Source organism: Microbispora sp. H10670, assembly GCF_014161385.1.
Taxonomy (GTDB): domain Bacteria; phylum Actinomycetota; class Actinomycetes; order Streptosporangiales; family Streptosporangiaceae; genus Microbispora; species Microbispora triticiradicis.
On record NZ_JABBWW010000013.1, the window covers coordinates 150,482 to 167,900 of the forward strand.

A 17,419-nucleotide genomic window follows, 5' to 3' on the forward strand; every position below is an offset into this window, starting at 1 on the left:
GCGGCGGAACTTCACTTGACCACTCCGATCATGATGCAGACGGGCGCCGCGACGAATCCGACCACGAGCACCGCGGAGACCACGGCGGCGCCCGCCCTGAGCGCGTTCCGGACGCGGGGGCGGCGGGTGAGGCCGAGCGACTGGAACGCGCTCCACAGGCCGTGCCGCAGGTGAAGGCCGATCATGACCATGGCGACCAGGTAGAACAGCCCCACCCACCAGCGGCCGGGCTGGAAGCCGGCGATCATCCGGTCGTACGGGGTGGCGTCGCCACCCCCGGGGTTCACCGTGCCGAAGGTCATGTCGAGCAGGTGCCAGATCACGAACAGCACGATGATCACGCCGCCGTACCGCATGGTGCGCGTGGCGTACCCGCCGGCCTGCGACCTGCGCTTGGCCGCGTACTTGACGGGCCGCGCCTTGGCCGCGCGGCGGGCGAGCGACACGGCCGCCCACATGTGCAGCGCGACGGCGAGCACGAGCACGATCTCGGTGATCGTCAGCAGGGTCCGGTCGGGGAGCGCGGGCGAGCCCACGGTACGCAGCCAGTCGGCGTAGTGGTTGAAGGAGCCGGCACCCAGGAAGATCTTGAGGTTGCCGAGCATGTGGCCGAGCAGGAAGAGCACGAGCACGGCGCCCGTGACGGCCATGACGGCCTTCCTGCCGGCGGAGGTGCCGAACAGGCCGCGCCGGGCGGGCGTACGCGGGCCGGGACGGGCCGGCGCGCGGGACACGTCCCGCCGGGGAACCGGCGCGGTCGCCGAGCCACGCCCCACCGAGCCGTGATCAACAGAGCCGTGATCAGCAGGGCCGTGCCCCGGAACATGGTCGACAGAGTGGTCAATGGTGGCAGTCACGTATGGAAACGCTAGGTTCGGTCTTTCCAGGCGTCCAAGTCATCGCGGTTCTGGTTTCGATAGCCGGGGGCTATGCCCTCTGCGCCGTACGCATGCGGGGCCGGGACGCGCCGGGCGGGTGCGACCAAACTCACAGTCCGGGGGCCGCATCGGGCCGCCGGCGACCATAGCCGTAGGCTATCGAGCTGTGCAGCTCCAGCAACTGGCCTACTTCACGGCCGTGGCAGAGACGCGGCACTTCACCCAGGCCGCCGAGCGGATGCGGGTCGCCCAGCCGTCGCTGAGCAAGCAGATCAAGAGCCTTGAGACGGAGCTGGGGGCCCCGCTGTTCAGCCGGGCGCGGGGAAACGTCACGCTCACTCCGGCGGGTGAGGCGCTGCTGCCGCTCGCCCGCCGCATCCTGGCCGACGCCGACACGGCCCGGCGGGAGGTCGCCGAGCTCGCGGGGCTGCGGCGGGGGCGGGTCCGCCTCGGGGCGACCCCCTCCCTGTGCGCCGGGTTGCTGGCCGACGCGCTGGCCCGCTTCCACCGCGACTACCCTGGTGTGGAGTTGCGGGTCGAGGAGGGCGGGTCGCGCGACCTGGTGCGAGACCTCGCCCGTGGCCAGCTCGACCTGGCGCTGATCATCCTGCCGCTGCAGAGCAGCGATCCGGCCCTGGTCACCCAGGAGATCCTGAGCGAGAACCTCGTCGTGGTCTCCGGGGGCGACCGGGGGCGCAAGCCGTTCATGCGGATCGAGGACCTGCGCGGACGGCCCCTGGTGATGTTCCGCCGGGGCTACGACGTGCGGGAGGCGACGCTCGCCGCCTGCCGTCAGGCGGGTTTCGAACCCCGCTTCGCGGTGGAGGGCGGGGAGATGGACGCGGTGCTGCGCTTCGTCGAGGCGGGGCTCGGCATCGCCGTGGTGCCCTCGATGGTGCTGGAGAACCGGCCGGGGCTGGTCGGCACACCGCTGGTGCCGGGGCTCCGCCGTACGGTCGCTCTCGCCCACCGCAAGGACGTGGAGCCGACGCGGGCGGCGCAGGCCTTCCGCTCGACGCTGCTGTCGTTCCTGAGCGAGGCCGCGCACGCCGGGACCCTCGCCCCCGGAATCGAGGCACTCGTCGCGATGTGAGTAGCCATGCGAGTAGCCATGGGAGCCGCACCCCGCCCTCCCCTGACGCTAAGTTTGTCCCCACGATGCTGCCGACGCTGACCGAGAGGCGTTCGTGACCCCCGTCCCACCTGACCTGCCCGATCCGCTGACGCTCCTGCTGATCGAGGACGATGCCGGCGACGCGTTCCTCGTCGAGGAGCTGCTGGCGGACGCCGACAGGCCACCGAAGATCACCTGGGCGCGGACGCTGTCCGAGGGCCGCGAGCGGCTGACCGACGACGTGCAGTGCGTGGTCGTCGACCTGTCCCTGCCGGACGCCACCGGGCTGGAGGCGCTGGAGCAGGTCATCGCCATGGCCCCCGACACGGCCGTCCTGGTGCTCACCGGCCTCGGCGACACGCACGCCGGCATCGAGGCGGTCGCCGCCGGAGCCCAGGACTTCCTGGTCAAGCAGGACGTCGACGCCCGCCTGCTGATCCGCGCGATCCGGTACGCGATCGAGCGCAAGCGCGCCGATCTCGCCATGCGCGAACTGCTCCAGGAACGCATCGTCAGCAAGGAGAACTCCCGGCTCGAACGCGGCCTGCTGCCCGTCCCGCTGCTCGACCCCACGCTGCTGCAGCACCAGGCCCGCTATCTTCCGGGCCGTACGGGCGGGCTGCTGGCGGGCGACTTCTGGGACACGGTGCAGACGCCCGACGGCGCGGTGCACGTGCTGATCGGCGACGTGTGCGGGCACGGGCCCGACGAGGCCGCGCTCGGCACGGCGCTGCGCATCGCCTGGCGCACGCTGGTCCTCGCCGGGCAGACCGGCAACGACGTGCTGCGGACGCTGGACACGCTGCTGCGGCACGAGCGGAAGTCTCCGGAGATCTTCACCACGATGTGCAGCGCCGCCATCAGCCCGGACCTGACCACCGCCCGTTTGCACGTCATCGGCCATCCGCCGCCACTGCTGCTGCGTGACGGCGTGCTCGGGGTGGTCACCGAGACGCCGTCCGGCCCGCCGCTCGGGATCTTCCCGGACATCGAGTGGACGCCCATCGACGTCACGCTGGGCGAGCGGTGGTCGCTGCTGCTCTACACCGACGGGCTGATCGAGGCCACGGTCGGCGAGAACCGGGACCTGCTCGGCACCGAAGGGCTGGCGAACCTGATCCGCGCCCAGGAGGGGATCGACCTCGACCGCATCATCGCCAGCCTCGACGGCGCCATGCACGACGACGTCGCGGCCGTCCTCGTCTCCCGCGGCAGAACGGCCTTGACCGGCATCACCGGCATCACGGGCGCCGGGGAGGGCAGGGCATGACGACCATGCCTGAGACGCCAGTGCCTGAGACGACCACCCCTGAGACCACCGCGCCTGAGACGGGCGCGCCGCCGGCCCTCGCCGGCCCGCCCCCGCTCGCTCCTCCGCCGCTCAGCCCGCCCGCGCTGGACTCCCGCCTGACGGTCAGCCGCTGGTTCCTGCTCACGGGCGCGGGCGTGCTGGTCGTCTTCCTGATCGCCCTCGGCGCGACCCTGCTCACGCTCGCGCAGGCGAAGGACGCCCGGCAGACCCTCGTCGACGCGGTCGACCCGGCCGCCCTCCACACGCTGCGGGTCGCCACCGCCGTACAGGCGCAGGAGGGGGCGATCCGCGGGTTCGGGCTCACCGGGGAACAGCAGTACCTCGACGCCTACCGCAAGGGCGTCTCCGACGAGCGGGCGGCGAAGGACGAGATCGCCGGGCTCGTCCCCCGGCTGCCCCAGGGCTACGGCGTCCGCGGCCAGATCACCGCCCTCACCGAGGCCACGGACGCCTGGCGGCGCGACTACGCCGAGCCGGTCGTCACCAGGACGCTCGACCGGGGTCCCGGCCCCCTCACCGACCTGGCCAGGAGCAACCTCCAGCGATTCGCGGCCGTCAAGACCGCGCTCGACCGGCAGCAGGCGGCCCTGGGCCGGCTCCACGACACCGCGCGGGACCGGCTCTACTCCGCCTGGACGACCATCTACGCGGCGATCGCGGTGCTGGGCGGCGCGATGGTGCTGGCGCTCGTCGTCTGCGCGCTGATCGTGCGCCGCGCCGTCGTCGGCCCGATCGCGCGGCTGACCCGGCAGGTCCGGGAGGTCGCGGCGGGCGACTTCGACCACGAGCTCGGCGTCGACCGGCCGGCCGAGCTGTGGGAGCTGTCCGGCCACATCGACGGCATGCGCCGCCGGATCATGGCCGAGTGGCAGTCGTCCGTCGAGGCGCGCCAGCAGCTCGCGGACCAGGCCGAGGAGCTCCGGCGCTCCAACCGGGAGCTGGAGCAGTTCGCGTACGTGGCGAGCCACGACCTGCAGGAGCCGCTGCGCAAGGTGGCGAGCTTCACCCAGATGCTGGAGCAGCGCTACGCCGACCGGCTCGACGACCGGGCCCGGCAGTACATCGGCTTCGCGGTGGACGGCGCCCGGCGCATGCAGCTGCTCATCAACGACCTGCTCGACTTCTCCCGGGTCGGCCGGGTGGGCGGCGAGCGGGAGGAGATGGACAGCGGCGACGCGCTGGCCGCCGCGCTGCGCAACCTCGACGCCCGGCTCACCGACACCGGGGCGACGGTCACGCACGACGACCTGCCGAGGGTCCTCGGCAACCGGACCCTGCTCACGCAGCTCTTCCAGAACCTTGTCGGCAACGCGCTCAAGTTCCGCTCCGAGGAGCCGCCCCGCGTCCACATCGGCGTACGGCGGGACGGCGACATGTGGGAGTTCAGCTGCGCGGACAACGGGATCGGCGTCGAGCCGAAGTACGCCGACCGGATCTTCCTGATCTTCCAGCGGCTGCATTCGAGGGACGTCTATCCCGGTACGGGAATCGGGCTGGCGCTCTGCCGCAAGATTGTCGAATATCATGGCGGCCGGATCTGGCTCGACACCGGCGGGGACGCCGGGGCCACGTTCCGCTGGACGCTGCCGGCCCTGGGAGACCCCGATGAGTGAGTTCCGCCCGATCGAGGTCCTCCTGGTAGAGGACGACCCCGGCGACGTGCTGCTCTGCCAGGAGGCGTTCTCGCACAACAAGGTCGGCAACAACCTCCACGTGGTCCAGGACGGGGAGCAGGCGCTGGCCTTCCTGCGCGGCGAGGGTCCGCACGGCTCGGCGCCGCGGCCCGACCTCGTGCTGCTCGACCTGAACCTTCCCCGGTTGAACGGCTTCGAGGTGCTGCAGGAGGTCAAGGCCGACCCCTCGCTGCGGAGCATCCCGGTGGTGATCCTGACCACTTCGGAGGCTGAGCAGGATATCCTTCGGGGATACAACCTGCACGCCAACGCGTACATCACGAAGCCCGTCGACTTCGACCAGTTCACCCGAGTGGTGCGGCAGATCGACGAATTCTTCGTCACCGTGGTCAAACTCCCGGGGAAGTGACCGAGATCACAGCGGGTAGGAGTGACCCTCCTCACAGTTCGTGATGTGCTCGTCGTAATGTGTGCCCCACCAATAACGCGCACGGCCTGAGCAGCAGGGTCAGCACGGCCCGAGCAGCACGGCCTGAGCACGCGCGACCGCTCCGGCGTGCGCGGAGTCAGTGAGGGTGGAAGGTCTCCGATGACCCAGACAACGGCCGAGAGCGCGGTACGGAAACAACGCGCGCAGATCAGGGTGCGCACTCTGCGCACCGACCGATGGTGGCTTGCTCCGGTGCTCACGTTCGCCGGGCTCTTCTTGTTCCTGATTTACGGCTTCTGGGCGATGTTCGACTTGAGCATGCTCGCCGGGTCGTACATCGCCCCCTTCTCGTCGCCCTGCCTCGCCGCGGCGACCTGCCCGGAAGGGGCCCGGCTGTTCGGATTCGCCCCGTTCGGCGACTGGTACACCCTGCCGCCGGGACTGCTGATCCTCGCGTTCCCGGGCGGGTTCCGGTTCACCTGCTACTACTACCGCAAGTCGTACTACCGCTCGTGGTGGATGTCGCCGCCGGCCTGCTCGGTGGCCGAGCCGCACAGCAAGTACACCGGCGAGTCGCGCCTGCCGCTGATCCTGCAGAACGTCCACCGCTACTTCTTCTACGTCGCCGCGATCATCGGTCTGATCCTGACGTACGACGCGGTGCTGTCCTTCCGCGACGCGGACGGCAACTGGGGACACGTCGGTCTCGGCACGGTCATCCTCGTGGTGAACGCGGTCCTGGTCCTCTGCTACACGTTCGGCTGCCACTCCTGCCGCCACATCACCGCCGGGCGCCTGAACCACTTCTCCAGGCACCCGCTGCGCTACAAGGCGTGGACGCTGGTCTCGAAGCTCAACGCGCGGCACCAGCAGTTCGCCTGGGCGTCCATGGTCTCGATCGTGGTCGCGGACCTGTACGTCCGCCTCGTCGCCAAGGGCGTCATCAACTTCCCGTTCGCTTAAGCAGCACGTCGTTGTAAGGATCTCAAGGTGGAGCGTCACGAATACGACGTCGTCGTCATCGGAGCCGGCGGAGCGGGACTCCGCGCGGCGATCGAGGCGCGGCAGCAGGGCAAGCGGACGGCCATCGTCTGCAAGTCGCTCTTCGGCAAGGCCCACACGGTCATGGCCGAGGGCGGCGCAGCCGCCGCGATGGGCAACGTCAACCCGAACGACAACTGGATGGTGCACTTCCGCGACACCATGCGCGGAGGCAAGTTCCTCAACAACTGGCGCATGGCGGAACTGCACGCCAAGGAGGCTCCGGACCGGGTCTGGGAGCTGGAGGCCTGGGGCGCGCTGTTCGACCGCACCAAGGACGGCAAGATCAGCCAGCGCAACTTCGGCGGTCACGAGTACCCGCGCCTCGCCCACGTCGGCGACCGTACGGGCCTGGAGATGATCCGCACCCTGCAGCAGCGCGTCGTCGCCCTGCAGCAGGAGGACGAGAAGCTGCACGGCGACCCCGAGGCGTACATCAAGGTCTTCGCCGAGTGCACGATCACCCGGCTACTGAAGGACGGCGACGCCATCGCGGGGGCCTTCGGCTACTGGCGGGAGACCGGCGACTTCATCGTCTTCGACGCTCCCGCCGTGGTGCTGGCCACCGGCGGCATCGGCAAGTCGTTCGTCGTCACGTCGAACTCCTGGGAGTACACGGGCGACGGGCACGCGCTGGCCATGCTCGCCGGCGCGAACCTCATCAACATGGAGTTCATCCAGTTCCACCCGACGGGCATGGTCTGGCCTCCGTCGGTGCGCGGCATCCTGGTGACGGAGTCGGTTCGCGGCGACGGGGGCGTCCTGCGCAACTCCGAGGGCCGCCGGTTCATGTTCGACTACATCCCGGACGTGTTCAAGGACAAGTACGCCACGACCGAGGAGGAGGCGGACCGCTGGTACGACGACCAGGCGGGCAACCGCCGCCCGCCCGAGCTGCTGCCCCGTGACGAAGTGGCCCGGGCGATCAACTCGGAGGTCAAGGCGGGACGCGGCTCACCGCAGGGCGGCGTGTTCCTGGACGTGTCCACCCGGCTGCCCGCCGCCGAGATCATCCGGCGGCTGCCGTCGATGCACCACCAGTTCAAGGAGCTGGCGGACGTCGACATCACCAAGGAGCCCATGCAGGTCGGCCCGACCTGCCACTACGTCATGGGCGGCGTGGAGGTGGACGCCGACACCGGCGCGGCCTCGGTGCCCGGCCTGTTCGCGGCCGGCGAGGTCTCCGGCGGCATGCACGGCTCCAACCGCCTCGGCGGCAACTCCCTCTCGGACCTGCTGGTGTTCGGCCGCCGGGCCGGTGCGGGCGCCGCGGCGTACGTCGACGGCCTGGCGAGGCGGCCGGCGGCGGCCGCCGGGCTGGTCGAGGAGGCCAGGGCGGAGGCGCTGGCGCCGCTGGAGCGCACCGGCGGGGAGAACCCGTACGAGGTCCACCACGAGCTCCAGCGCACGATGAACGACCTGGTCGGCATCATCCGCAAGGCGGAGGAGATCAGCGAGGCCCTCCAGGTCGTCGAGAAGCTCAAGGAGCGGGCCAGGCACACCGCCTCCTCGGGCAGCCGGATCTACAACCCCGGCTGGCACCTCGCGATCGACCTGCGCAACATGCTGCTGGTGAGCGAGGCCGTGGCGAAGGCCGCGCTGCTTCGTGAGGAGAGCCGTGGCGGGCACACCCGGGACGACTACCCCGGCATGTCGCCGGAGTGGCGCAGGAAGCTGCTGCGCGTGGCGGTGACGCCGGACGAGTCGGGCGTGAGCGTCGAGGAGAGGGTCCAGCCGTCGATGCGCTCCGACCTGATCAGCCTGTTCGAGCGTGGCGAGCTGGAGAAGTACCTCACCGAAGAAGAGCTGGCGGAGTACGACGCCGCCGTCAAGGAGTCGTGATGGGATACAAGGCGAAGTTCCGCGTCTGGCGCGGTGAGGGCGGCGAAGGCAGGCTTGAGGACTTCACCGTCGAGGTGAACGAGGGCGAGGTCGTCCTCGACGTCATCCACCGGCTCCAGGCCACCCAGACGCCCGACCTCGCGGTCCGCTGGAACTGCAAGGCCGGCAAGTGCGGCTCGTGCTCCATGGAGATCAACGGCAAGCCGCGCCTGGGCTGCATGACCCGGATGTCCACCTTCGAGGAGGACGAGACCATCACGGTCACGCCGCTGCGGACGTTCCCGGTCATCAAGGACCTGGTGACGGACGTGTCGTTCAACTACCAGAAGGCCCGTGAGGTCCCGTCGTTCACGCCGCCGGCGGACGTGAAGCCGGGCGAGTACCGCATGCAGCAGGTCGACGTCGAGCGGTCGCAGGAGTTCCGCAAGTGCATCGAGTGCTACATGTGCCAGAACGTCTGTCACGTGATCCGGGACCACGAGGAGAACAAGCCGAACTTCTCCGGCCCGCGCTACCTCATGCGGATCGCCGAACTCGACATGCATCCGTACGACGTGCTGGACCGCAAGGAGTCGGCGCAGGAGGACCACGGCCTCTCCTACTGCAACATCACCAAGTGCTGCACCGAGGTCTGCCCCGAGCACATCAAGATCACTGACAACGCGCTCATCCCGATGAAGGAGCGCGTGGTCGACCGGAAGTACGACCCGCTGGTCTGGCTGGGCTCGAAGATCTTCAAGCGCCAGCGCTGACCCGCGCGTGACACGAGAGGCGCCGCCCGGGCTCGTCCGGGCGGCGCCTCTCGTGTGCTGCTCTGAGTGTCTACCGCGTGTCTACTGCTCTCGCTGCTGGGGCTCTCCGGCCGCCGGCGCCTGCCCCTGTGCCGGAGCCTGTGCCGGTGCCTGTGCGGGGTCCCCGGCCGGGTACCCGTACGGCTGGGCGTACCCGTACGGCACGGGGTAGCCGTAGGGCTGCTGCGGGTAGGGCACGGCGTACTGCTGGGGGTACGGCTGCTGCGGGTACGGCTGGATCGGCACGAAACCGACCATCGGGGCGTAGCCGGAGCCCGCCGGATAGGCCGGCGCCTCCGGTGCGGCGGCCGTGGCGGCGACCGGGCCGCCCCGCCGTACGGCGGCGGCGTGGGCCATCCGCCGGAGCCGGCCCTCGAAGATCAGCCAGGCGATCAGCGCGATGCCGAGGAGCACACCGGCGGGGATCGCGAGCCGGTGGGCCAGCGACGCCTTGTCGTACTCGGGCGAGGCGTTGCGGATCTCGTACGGCACGGTGTCGGGCGCGGGCTCCTCGAACGAGGCGGCCGCGGTGGGAGTCTGGCCGACATCCGGCGTCGTGGCCGGCGGCAGGCTCACCTGCCCCTCGCTCTCCGGGGTGGGGGTGGGGGACGTGCCGCCCGCCCCGGCGGGCACCTCGGTCGTCGAGGGGAAGTGCTCGGTGGTCGCCGGGGGCTGCTGCCCCTGCTGGCCCTGTTGCCCCTGCTGGCCGCCGGTCGACGCGGGCGGGGTGGTGGAGTGGGTCGCCGTCGGCTTGCGGGTGGTGCGCTTGGGCGTCGGCGTGACGGTGACGGTCTTCGTCACCACCGGCTCGGCGGTCGGGCTGGGCGAGGGCGAGGGCGTCTGTGTGACGGTGACCGTGACGACGTCGCAGTTGTCGCCCTGGGTGGTGTCGCACGGGTTCACCGGGTCGGCGGTCGCGCCGAGCATGGGACTCACGACCACGACCGCCAGCGTGGCGAGTGCCAGCGACGCGGCAGCCGAGGACGCGGCCCTGATGTATGCGCGTCCGATCACCGATCGCCTCCTGTCAGCGCGTGCGAGGTCAACACCGATTGTAGTTCGGTCCACGGCACGGCAAAGCCGGTCTCAGGGCACGATTCTGCGTCCTATCCGGGCAACAGCGTCTCTATCTCGGCGACGACCGGCAGATCCGCGGGCAGCCAGGCGACGTCGTACAGTTCGTGCGGCTCCAGCCAGCGCAACGCGAGGTGCTCGATCGGCCGGGGGACGCCCGCGGCGAGCCCGGCGAGCCAGACGCGCATCACGCCGCCGTTCGGCAGCGGCCAGTCGCCGCCGACGCGGTGTGACACCACGATGTCGACGCCGAGTTCCTCGGCGCACTCGCGCACCAGCGCGGCGCGCTCGTCCTCCCCCGGGTCGACCTTCCCGCCGGGGAACTCCCAGCCGCCGCGCAGTTCCGGCGGCGCGGACCGCTGGGCGGCCAGGAGCCGGCCGTCCTCCACGATCGCGGCGCCCACGACCAGCCTGCCGGTCATGTCTGGGCCCGCTTGAGCTGCGCCAGCACGGTCTCGTTGCGGAGCGGCCGGGTGAAGCCCACGATGTTCGGCCGGTCGCGGTAGGTCGTCACCTTGATCGGCCCGCAGAGGGTGCACCTCGCCTCGATCATCGTGCCGGGCGAGACGACCATCCCGACGTGCCCGGGGTTGTCCTTCGACGTGCCGGGGCCGGCGTTGAAGAAGACGAGGTCGCCGGGCTGCTCCTCGCCCTGCTCGATCGGTACGCCGAAGGGCCACTGGCCGAAGGTCGTCCGCGGGATGCTCAGACCGGCGTTCCGGTAGGCCATGTAGATGATCCCCGAGCAGTCGAAGGCGTCCGGGCCGGTGCCGCCCCACCGGTACGGCTTGCCCCGCTGCGCCAGAGCGTATTCGAGGATCTGGCGGACGACGTCGTCGGGGGCGTTCTCGACGAACCCGGAGTCGCAGGCCGGGTCGGCCTCGGCGGGCAGGCCGATGTCCCCCGTCGCGGCGTAGCGCTTGGCGATCTCCAGGACCTGGTCGACGTACCAGGTGGCGCGGTTGTAGACGAAGATCGCCCTTCTGAGGTCGTCGGGGGCGCCGTTGCGCTTGAGCATCTTGGCCGCGCCGAGGATGGCGTCCGCCGGGTCGTAGACGTCGCCGAAACCGTCCCCGTCGCCGTCGGAGGCGTAGCCGTTGATGCCCGGCTCGATCTTCATCTTGGCCTGGCCGCCCCAGGTGCTGATGAGGAACTGCATCGGCCCCGCCGCGCCCGCGTAGTTGGTGCCGCTGCGCACGCCCGGCAGCGAGGACCGGCCGTGGTTCGTCTCCCGCTTGCCGATGGCGGCGAGCACGTTCCACTGCACGCCGATCTGCTTGCCGAACTTCTTGTAGAGCTCCAGGTAGTCCTCGGGGATGTCGCTTCGCGCCGTCGCGGACAGGTCCGCCCCGGCACCGGGTCCCGTGGCGGCCTCGGCGCAGTTCCCGGACGAGCCGCCGCCGAGCAGCATCGACGGGCTGGGGGTCATGAGGATGATCGAGGCGAACAGCGTGACCGGCACGATCACGACGAGGGCCACGGCGATCAACCGCCAGGACCGCCCTCCCGAGGCGAGCCGGCGGACGACGCTCCCCGAGGTGCGTACCGAGGCGCCGCGCGGCGGGACGGTCACGGCGAGGTGTCCCCGTCCTGGCCGGAGTCGGCCAGTTGCAGGTCGTACACCCGCCAGTCGGTGCCCGACTTGACGACGGTCACGGCGAACCGCTCGGGCACGTCCTTCTGGCCGCTCCGGTCCGTCACGTGCCGGGTGGAGTCGACGACGAACACCACCTGACTGCCCGTCATGTCGCGGATCGACGCCACCTTCGCCGACCCCTTCGAGATCACCTGGTCGGCCTCGTTCTGGTCCGCCACGGCGGGATCGGTGACGGTCCTGGTGAGCTGGCCCGCGAACTCGGTGGTCGCGAACGCCGTGAGCCGCTCGGCGCGGGCGGCAGGCTCCTCGTCGTGGGAGAAGGTGCCGTACGCCTCGGCGAAGCGGCGGGCCAGGTCGGCCGCCGCGCCGATCTCCTCCCTCGACAGCGGCAGGTACGCGTACACGTCGAAGGCGCCGGGCGTGGTGGCGACCGGGCCGGGCTCCCGCGCCCCGCTGGTCGCCCGGCCGGTGGCGGCCACCGACCGCCCCACCGACTGCTGTCTCGCCTGCTCGTCGCCGTCCGTCGGCGGGCTCATGCTGAGGTAGACGCCGACGGCGGCGAGCACCACCACGGCCGCCCCGAAGGCGAGTCCCTTGCCCCGGTCGCTGTTCCGGCTTCTCATGGCCTCGTCGGTGGTCCCGTCACTCGCCGGAGTCGCGGTCGGCCGGCTTGGCCCAGAACGGGGCCGGCGCGTCGCCCTCGCGCCGCGTGCTCTCCCCCCGGCTCGGCAGCCAGAGCGGGGGCGGCTCGGCCGGACGCGAACGCCCGGCGGACGGCCCCGAGTCACGCGGTGGCGGCGGCGCCGGACGGGAGCGGCCCGCGTCGCCCCGGCGGGACGAACCGCCGAACAGGCCGCCGGAGCCGCCACTCGAACCGCCGGAGCCGCCGGAGCCGCCGGAGCCGCTTGAGCCGCCCGAGGAGCCCCGGGACGAGCGACCCGAGCCGCCGCCGAACAGGCTGCCCGGCCCGCCGCCGGAGCCACGCGTGGTCGACGGCCGGGAGGCCCAGCCGCCGGACCGGCCGCTGAACCAGCCGCCACCGGACCCACCGGACCCACTGCCGGACCCACCGGATCCGCTAGCAGGAGCGGCAGGAGCGGCAGGAGCGGCGGAGGCGGCGGAGACACCGGTGACCGCCGCTCCCGTCACCCGCCGGGGCACGGACGGAGCGGACGGCGCCGACGGCCCGGACGGCGCTGCCCCGCCTCCCGGGGCACGTCCGGGCGCCTGGCCGTTCGCCTGACCGTTCGCCGGGCCCCGCGCACCGGCCGGCCGTACGCCGGACAGGTTCAGCGGCGGGGCGGTGCCGGGACGGGCGGCGGCGACCCCGGCCTTGCGGCGGCCCGCCTGCCCGTCGGCGTCGAGCGGCGCGGGTTGCGCCCCCGCGCGCGCACCGGCCTGGGCGGGAACGTTGCCCGCGCCCTCCTCGCCGCGTACCCGGCCCTGGGCCACGGAGGAGGCGGCAGCGGCGGCGGCGCCCGCACCGCTCGCCATCGCGGCGGCGCCGATGATCGGCTCGGCCTTGCGCAGGCCCCACCGGCCCGCCCGGGCCGCCGCGACCGGCGGCAGTACGGCGGCCGCACGGGAGAGGGTCGGCGCGGTCGCGGCCTCGCCGAGCATCCGCGTGGCCAGCGTGTGCCCGTCCATCGAGGCGAACAGATGCTGGAAGGGCCGCCGGTAGAAGAAGACCGCGATCGTCAGCAGCGCCATGAAGAGGATCTGCATGCCCCACGGCAGGTTGGTCGAGATGATCAACGCGTAGCCGTACACGAGGATGCCCAGCACCAGCGCGAGCACGGCCTGGCGGAGCAGCGTGCCGACCAGCATCTCCAGCCAGCGCATCGCGATGATCCGTCCCGAGCCGGGATGCACGCCGATCAGCAGGAAGACCGGCGCGAGCATCAGCAGCAGCAGGAAGCCGACCTTCAGCACGAGCAGCGACACCGCGACGAGGAAGATGAGCAGACCGGCGACCATCGCCGCGATGAACGCCCCGATGGCGATGCCGAGGCGGCTGGTCCAGTCCTTGCCCTGGAAGAGGAAGAACACCGGAGTGCTCTGCAGCGGCTTGGCGACCTCCTCCTCGAACCGCTGCTGATGCGAGTCGGAGGCCGGAGTCTGCTTGGCGGCCAGTTCCTGGGCGTCGATCGCCTGGAGGTCGAGGGTCTTCTGGCCGAGGCCCTTCACGAGACCGGCGTTGGGGTCGGCCGTGGCGAACTCACCCATCAGCCACGGCTTGCAGACGAGGATCGACCACAGCGCGTCGGCGTTCTGGGCCACGCCGGGGGTGCCCTGCCGGCCATAGCCACCGGCCGTGGGCTCGCTCGGCACCTCGCCGGGCTCGGTCGCCTTCATGGGCAGGCAGGACGCGCCGCCCGCTCCCGGCAGGCCGGAGAACGCCGAGTTGACGATCTCGCCGGTCTTGTCGGTCACCGTCTTGCCGAGGCCCGTGAAGTCTCCCGGGCGGCTGAAGAACCAGATCGCGACCGTGACCGCGAGGACCATCCAGACGACGCCCTCGGTGGTCGTCGTCGCGCGTTTGCGGATGAGGCCGTACCAGGCCAGCCAGATCGCGCCGAGGATGACGACCGGCCGCAGGTACGGCCAGTACATCGCGTCGGCGAGGTTCTTGACGATGTCGTCGGCGACTTCCTTGATGGGCTGCAGCGGGCCCTCGGTGGCCGCCGCCTGGTACGTGCTGATCGTCAGCCGGTCGACGGCCTTGGCCCAGGAGAAGACGGTGTTGGCCCACGCGTTGCCGAGGACGGCGGTGACGTCGGAGCACCCGAGGTCGTAGGTGTGCCAGAACTGCCCGGCCATGCCGTACCGCTCGTAGTTGGTGAGCGGCTCCTTCGGCGCCGAGCCGTCCGCCGAGCCCTGTGCCGAGCCGGCGGGCGGCTTACCGGTGCCGGTGGCCGTCGCGTCGTCCGGCGCCGGGGGCTGCACCAGGCCGTCGACGCCGCCGCCCACGATCTCGGGGGCGAGTTTGGGCGACAGCTCGCAGATCCCGTCGGCGCTCGCCGTACCGGACGGGAAGACCAGCGGCAGCGTCACGAACGCCGCGAAGGCGACGAACAGCAGGGCGAGGCTCCGCCGGAGCCTCCTGCCGCGTCTGCCGCCCTCTCTGGTGCGACCTCTGGGACCGTTCCTGCGCACGCTCACGATCGCACCTCCTGCGCGACCCCCGACCGACCGGAGCCCCCGTCAAAGAGATCATGCATGTTCTCGCCGGGTTTGTCGTGTGTCGGATTGGTGTCAAGCCAGCGCAGCAGCTCCTCCGAGATAAGGTCCACCCCGATACGGCCGGCCCGGCCGTCCAGATCCCGGAAGACGCACTCCCCGTTGCCCAGGGAGCGCAGCACCCCCTTGTGGTCCTCCGAGGGATCCACACCGAGAAGCTCCATCACGTGCTCGACCTCCACCCGCTCGGTGGACCGGAACGCGAACACCGACGACAGGCAGTTCGTGACCTGTTCGCTGAGCAGGTCACCGGCGTTCTGCGAGACCAGGACGAGCGCCGTGTTGCGCGAACGGCCCATCCTGGAGACCTCGGGCACGAGCTTGGCGCCCTCGGGGGTGGACGTGATCGCCCACGCCTCGTCGAGGAAGATGGCCTTCGGCGTGCGCCGGTCGAGCCCGTTCATCAGGCGGCGGGCGAACTGCGACACCAGGTAGAGCAGCGCCACCGACAGCCGCTGCTCGTAGGAGTAGTCGTCCCTGACCGTCGCCACGTCGGGCAGCGTGAGGCCGCCGAGCGTGAACACCGTCGTCCAGCCCTCGGTGTCGATCTGCTCGCCGCCGTAGGCGTCGAAGCACAGCCGGGCCAGGTGCATCTCCGACATGGAGCGCAGCACGGCCCCGAGGTTCTTCGACGCGGGGTCGGACGACTGCTCCAGGTGGTCGACCACCTTCCCCAGCGAGGGGTCGGGCTCGTTCGACACGGCCGCGACCGCCTGGATCATGGCGGACTCGCGCTCCTCCGACATCCTCGGCAGCAGCAGCCGCAGGGTCTCGCTCGCCATCGTCTTCTTCGCCGCGATGTCGTCGCCGAACGCGAACGGGTCGAGCAGGCCCGGCGCGGCCGACCCCAGCGGGATGACCCTCGCCTTCCGGCCCCGCGCCCGCAGCAGCCGTACGAGCGACTCGGCGTCGCCCTTGGGGTCGATCACCGCGATCGTGACGCCGCGCAGCGCCATCTGGTAGATCAGCAGCAGCGCCAGCGTGGTCTTCCCACCGCCCGGCTCACCCGTGATCGCGATGGCCGTCGGGCGGTTGCGCGCCGCCGCGACGAGCGGGTCGAAGTGGACGATGCTGCGCGCCCGGCCCAGGGTCTCCCCGACGTAGGGCCCGATCCACCCGGCGTTCGACTCGTCCACCCGGTCGCCGATCTCGACGGTCGCGGTGGCCATGCCGCCCGCGATCGTCCGCAGCGGCTGCCGCTGGGCGTACGCGTTGACCCGCAGCCGCTCCCCCGGCAACGCCTCGCAGAACAGCGAGAACTGGTCGCCGGTGGAGTTGACGACGTCGATGCCGATGTCGCGGAAGTGCTCGACGATGGCCTCGACCCGCTGGACGCACATCTCCTCGGTCGGCGCGCTGACGCTCAGCCGGTGCCAGCCGTACACGAAGGGCAGCCGCTCCTTGGTGATGCCGTGCTCCAGCATGCGGGCGGCGTCGATCTGCTCGGCCAGCGCGAGCGGGGCCTCGGCCCCCGCCTCGCGGATGTGGATGTCCATGTCGCGGGCGTGGGCGAGCTTGCGCGCCACGTCCTTGCTGGCCCGTACGGGGGGAATCAGCCGCATCCGGCTGGAGATCTCGACGGGGAAGGGAAGCTGGTCGGCGAAGTGCAGCCACGGCTCGCCGTCGGGGAACGGCATGAGATCGGGGAACCGGGCGAACGACAGGTGCGCGACGTAGGCCTCGCCGGCGGGCTGCTGGATGCGCAGCAGCGACCTGCCGTTGTGGATCTGGCCCTCGACCAGCGCCTCGATCTCGCCCTTGCCCCACCTGCGGCGGGGGGAGGCCGAGGGCCACGGCTCGCCGAGACCGGCCGCCGCGGCGTGCTGGAACAACCAGGCGATCTCGGTCGAGGTGGCGTGGCGGGCGTAGAGCGCGCTGGAGGCCAGCGCCCGGCCGAGCCGCTCGGCGGCCTCGGTCCACCGGGCGATCTCCCGGTCCGGCACGTGGTCGTCCTCGATGCCCAGCTTCTTCTCGCTGCGCTGGTAGAAGCCGAACAGCTGGGCCAGCACGCCGGTGCCGAGCTGGGCGCCGCGCGGGCCGAGCCTGACGCCGAGGTAGACCTCCTTGCTCCAGAAGTCCTTGGCCCAGACGTGGCGGTACATCTCCTCCAGGTACTCACGCCAGCCCGGGCCCTCGTCGGAGGTCGCGTTGAGGGCCATCGCCCACTCCGCCGCCGGGTACGCCCGGTGCGCGACCCGCAGGTGCACCTCGGCGTCGGGCATCCTGATCGCGGCCAGCGCGATCGTGACGTTCGTGGCCAGCGCCTCGCGCTCCTCGGGGGTGAGGAACTCGTAGCTCACCGTCGGCAGGCGGAAGTAGGCCCAGGCCGCCGAGTCGGTGAGCAGAACCCGATCATCGAAGTACCGCACCGCCAGGCGACTGCGCGCCCTGCTCATCGACCTTTCACCAGCTCTCCTGATCGCACGTCCCGGGACCCGTCGGACCCGCGCGACCGCCCTCGCCGCG

At 71.4% G+C, this 17,419-nt stretch carries 14 protein-coding genes; 7 read left to right on the plus strand and 7 right to left on the minus strand.

The features are described 5' to 3' along the window. Nucleotides 1–11: 11 nt before the first annotated feature. Nucleotides 12–857, minus strand: a complete 846-nt coding sequence (locus HHX33_RS19880) for a succinate dehydrogenase cytochrome b subunit (protein WP_310740619.1) — start codon at nt 855–857, stop codon at nt 12–14. Between the two features lie 187 nt (nt 858–1,044). Here HHX33_RS19880 and HHX33_RS19885 point away from each other — a divergent pair, with 187 nt between their 5' ends. The 7 genes from HHX33_RS19885 (at nt 1,045) to HHX33_RS19915 (ending at nt 9,003) form a co-directional block, all read left to right on the plus strand. Beyond that, nucleotides 1,045–1,971, plus strand: a complete 927-nt coding sequence (locus tag HHX33_RS19885; protein ID WP_111701332.1) for a LysR family transcriptional regulator — start codon at nt 1,045–1,047, stop codon at nt 1,969–1,971. A 94-nt stretch (nt 1,972–2,065) separates the two neighbouring features. Beyond that, nucleotides 2,066–3,262, plus strand: coding sequence for a PP2C family protein-serine/threonine phosphatase (locus HHX33_RS19890; RefSeq protein ID WP_111701331.1), 1,197 nt, complete (start codon nt 2,066–2,068; stop codon nt 3,260–3,262). Continuing rightward, on the plus strand, nt 3,259–4,917 hold the full coding sequence (locus HHX33_RS19895) for a sensor histidine kinase (RefSeq protein ID WP_182875911.1): 1,659 nt from the start codon (nt 3,259–3,261) through the stop codon (nt 4,915–4,917). The genes HHX33_RS19890 and HHX33_RS19895 overlap by 4 nt, the downstream gene beginning before the upstream one ends. Then, entirely contained in the window at nt 4,910–5,347 is a 438-nt protein-coding gene (locus tag HHX33_RS19900; protein WP_111701329.1) for a response regulator, read from the plus strand. Before HHX33_RS19895 ends, HHX33_RS19900 begins: the two co-directional genes overlap by 8 nt. Nucleotides 5,348–5,527: 180 nt before the next feature. Further along, nucleotides 5,528–6,331, plus strand: coding sequence for a hypothetical protein (locus HHX33_RS19905; RefSeq protein WP_182875912.1), 804 nt, complete (start codon nt 5,528–5,530; stop codon nt 6,329–6,331). A gap of 27 nt (nt 6,332–6,358) precedes the next feature. Further along, nucleotides 6,359–8,251, plus strand: a complete 1,893-nt coding sequence (locus HHX33_RS19910) for a fumarate reductase/succinate dehydrogenase flavoprotein subunit (protein ID WP_111701327.1) — start codon at nt 6,359–6,361, stop codon at nt 8,249–8,251. Next, a complete protein-coding gene (locus HHX33_RS19915; RefSeq protein ID WP_182875913.1) occupies nt 8,251–9,003 on the plus strand; it encodes a succinate dehydrogenase/fumarate reductase iron-sulfur subunit in 753 nt (250 codons plus the stop codon). The genes HHX33_RS19910 and HHX33_RS19915 overlap by 1 nt, the downstream gene beginning before the upstream one ends. Nucleotides 9,004–9,084: 81 nt before the next feature. Here the strand turns inward: HHX33_RS19915 and HHX33_RS19920 are convergent, their stop codons facing one another. The 6 genes from HHX33_RS19920 to HHX33_RS19945 all read right to left on the minus strand — a co-directional run bounded on the left by HHX33_RS19920 (nt 9,085) and on the right by HHX33_RS19945 (nt 17,349). Beyond that, a complete protein-coding gene (locus HHX33_RS19920) occupies nt 9,085–10,056 on the minus strand; it encodes a hypothetical protein (protein WP_182875914.1) in 972 nt (323 codons plus the stop codon). Between the two features lie 92 nt (nt 10,057–10,148). Then, nucleotides 10,149–10,538, minus strand: a complete 390-nt coding sequence (locus tag HHX33_RS19925; RefSeq protein ID WP_182875915.1) for a (deoxy)nucleoside triphosphate pyrophosphohydrolase — start codon at nt 10,536–10,538, stop codon at nt 10,149–10,151. Further along, nucleotides 10,535–11,689, minus strand: coding sequence for a bifunctional lytic transglycosylase/C40 family peptidase (locus tag HHX33_RS19930; RefSeq protein ID WP_310741446.1), 1,155 nt, complete (start codon nt 11,687–11,689; stop codon nt 10,535–10,537). Before HHX33_RS19930 ends, HHX33_RS19925 begins: the two co-directional genes overlap by 4 nt. Further along, nucleotides 11,686–12,336 carry a hypothetical protein gene (locus HHX33_RS19935; RefSeq protein WP_182875916.1) on the minus strand — a complete coding sequence of 217 codons (651 nt, stop codon included), beginning with the start codon at nt 12,334–12,336 and terminating at the stop codon, nt 11,686–11,688. The genes HHX33_RS19930 and HHX33_RS19935 overlap by 4 nt, the downstream gene beginning before the upstream one ends. 19 nt (nt 12,337–12,355) lie before the next feature. After that, a complete protein-coding gene (locus tag HHX33_RS19940) occupies nt 12,356–14,875 on the minus strand; it encodes a type IV secretion system protein (protein WP_259402665.1) in 2,520 nt (839 codons plus the stop codon). Then, nucleotides 14,872–17,349: an ATP-binding protein gene (locus tag HHX33_RS19945; RefSeq protein ID WP_117410229.1), complete on the minus strand. Its 2,478-nt coding sequence runs from the start codon at nt 17,347–17,349 to the stop codon at nt 14,872–14,874. Before HHX33_RS19945 ends, HHX33_RS19940 begins: the two co-directional genes overlap by 4 nt. Between the last annotated feature and the right edge of the window lie 70 nt (nt 17,350–17,419).

Bases quoted from the DNA above. Each gene is read 5' to 3' on its own strand.
- HHX33_RS19945 (WP_117410229.1), bottom strand. From the start codon at position 17,349: ATGAGCAGGGCGCGCAGTCGCCTGGCGGTGCGGTACTTCGATGATCGG.
- HHX33_RS19915 (WP_182875913.1), top strand. From the start codon at position 8,251: ATGGGATACAAGGCGAAGTTCCGCGTCTGGCGCGGTGAGGGCGGCGAA.
- HHX33_RS19895 (WP_182875911.1), top strand. From the start codon at position 3,259: ATGACGACCATGCCTGAGACGCCAGTGCCTGAGACGACCACCCCTGAG.
- HHX33_RS19905 (WP_182875912.1), top strand. From the start codon at position 5,528: ATGACCCAGACAACGGCCGAGAGCGCGGTACGGAAACAACGCGCGCAG.
- HHX33_RS19935 (WP_182875916.1), bottom strand. From the start codon at position 12,336: ATGAGAAGCCGGAACAGCGACCGGGGCAAGGGACTCGCCTTCGGGGCG.
- HHX33_RS19900 (WP_111701329.1), top strand. From the start codon at position 4,910: ATGAGTGAGTTCCGCCCGATCGAGGTCCTCCTGGTAGAGGACGACCCC.
- HHX33_RS19925 (WP_182875915.1), bottom strand. From the start codon at position 10,538: ATGACCGGCAGGCTGGTCGTGGGCGCCGCGATCGTGGAGGACGGCCGG.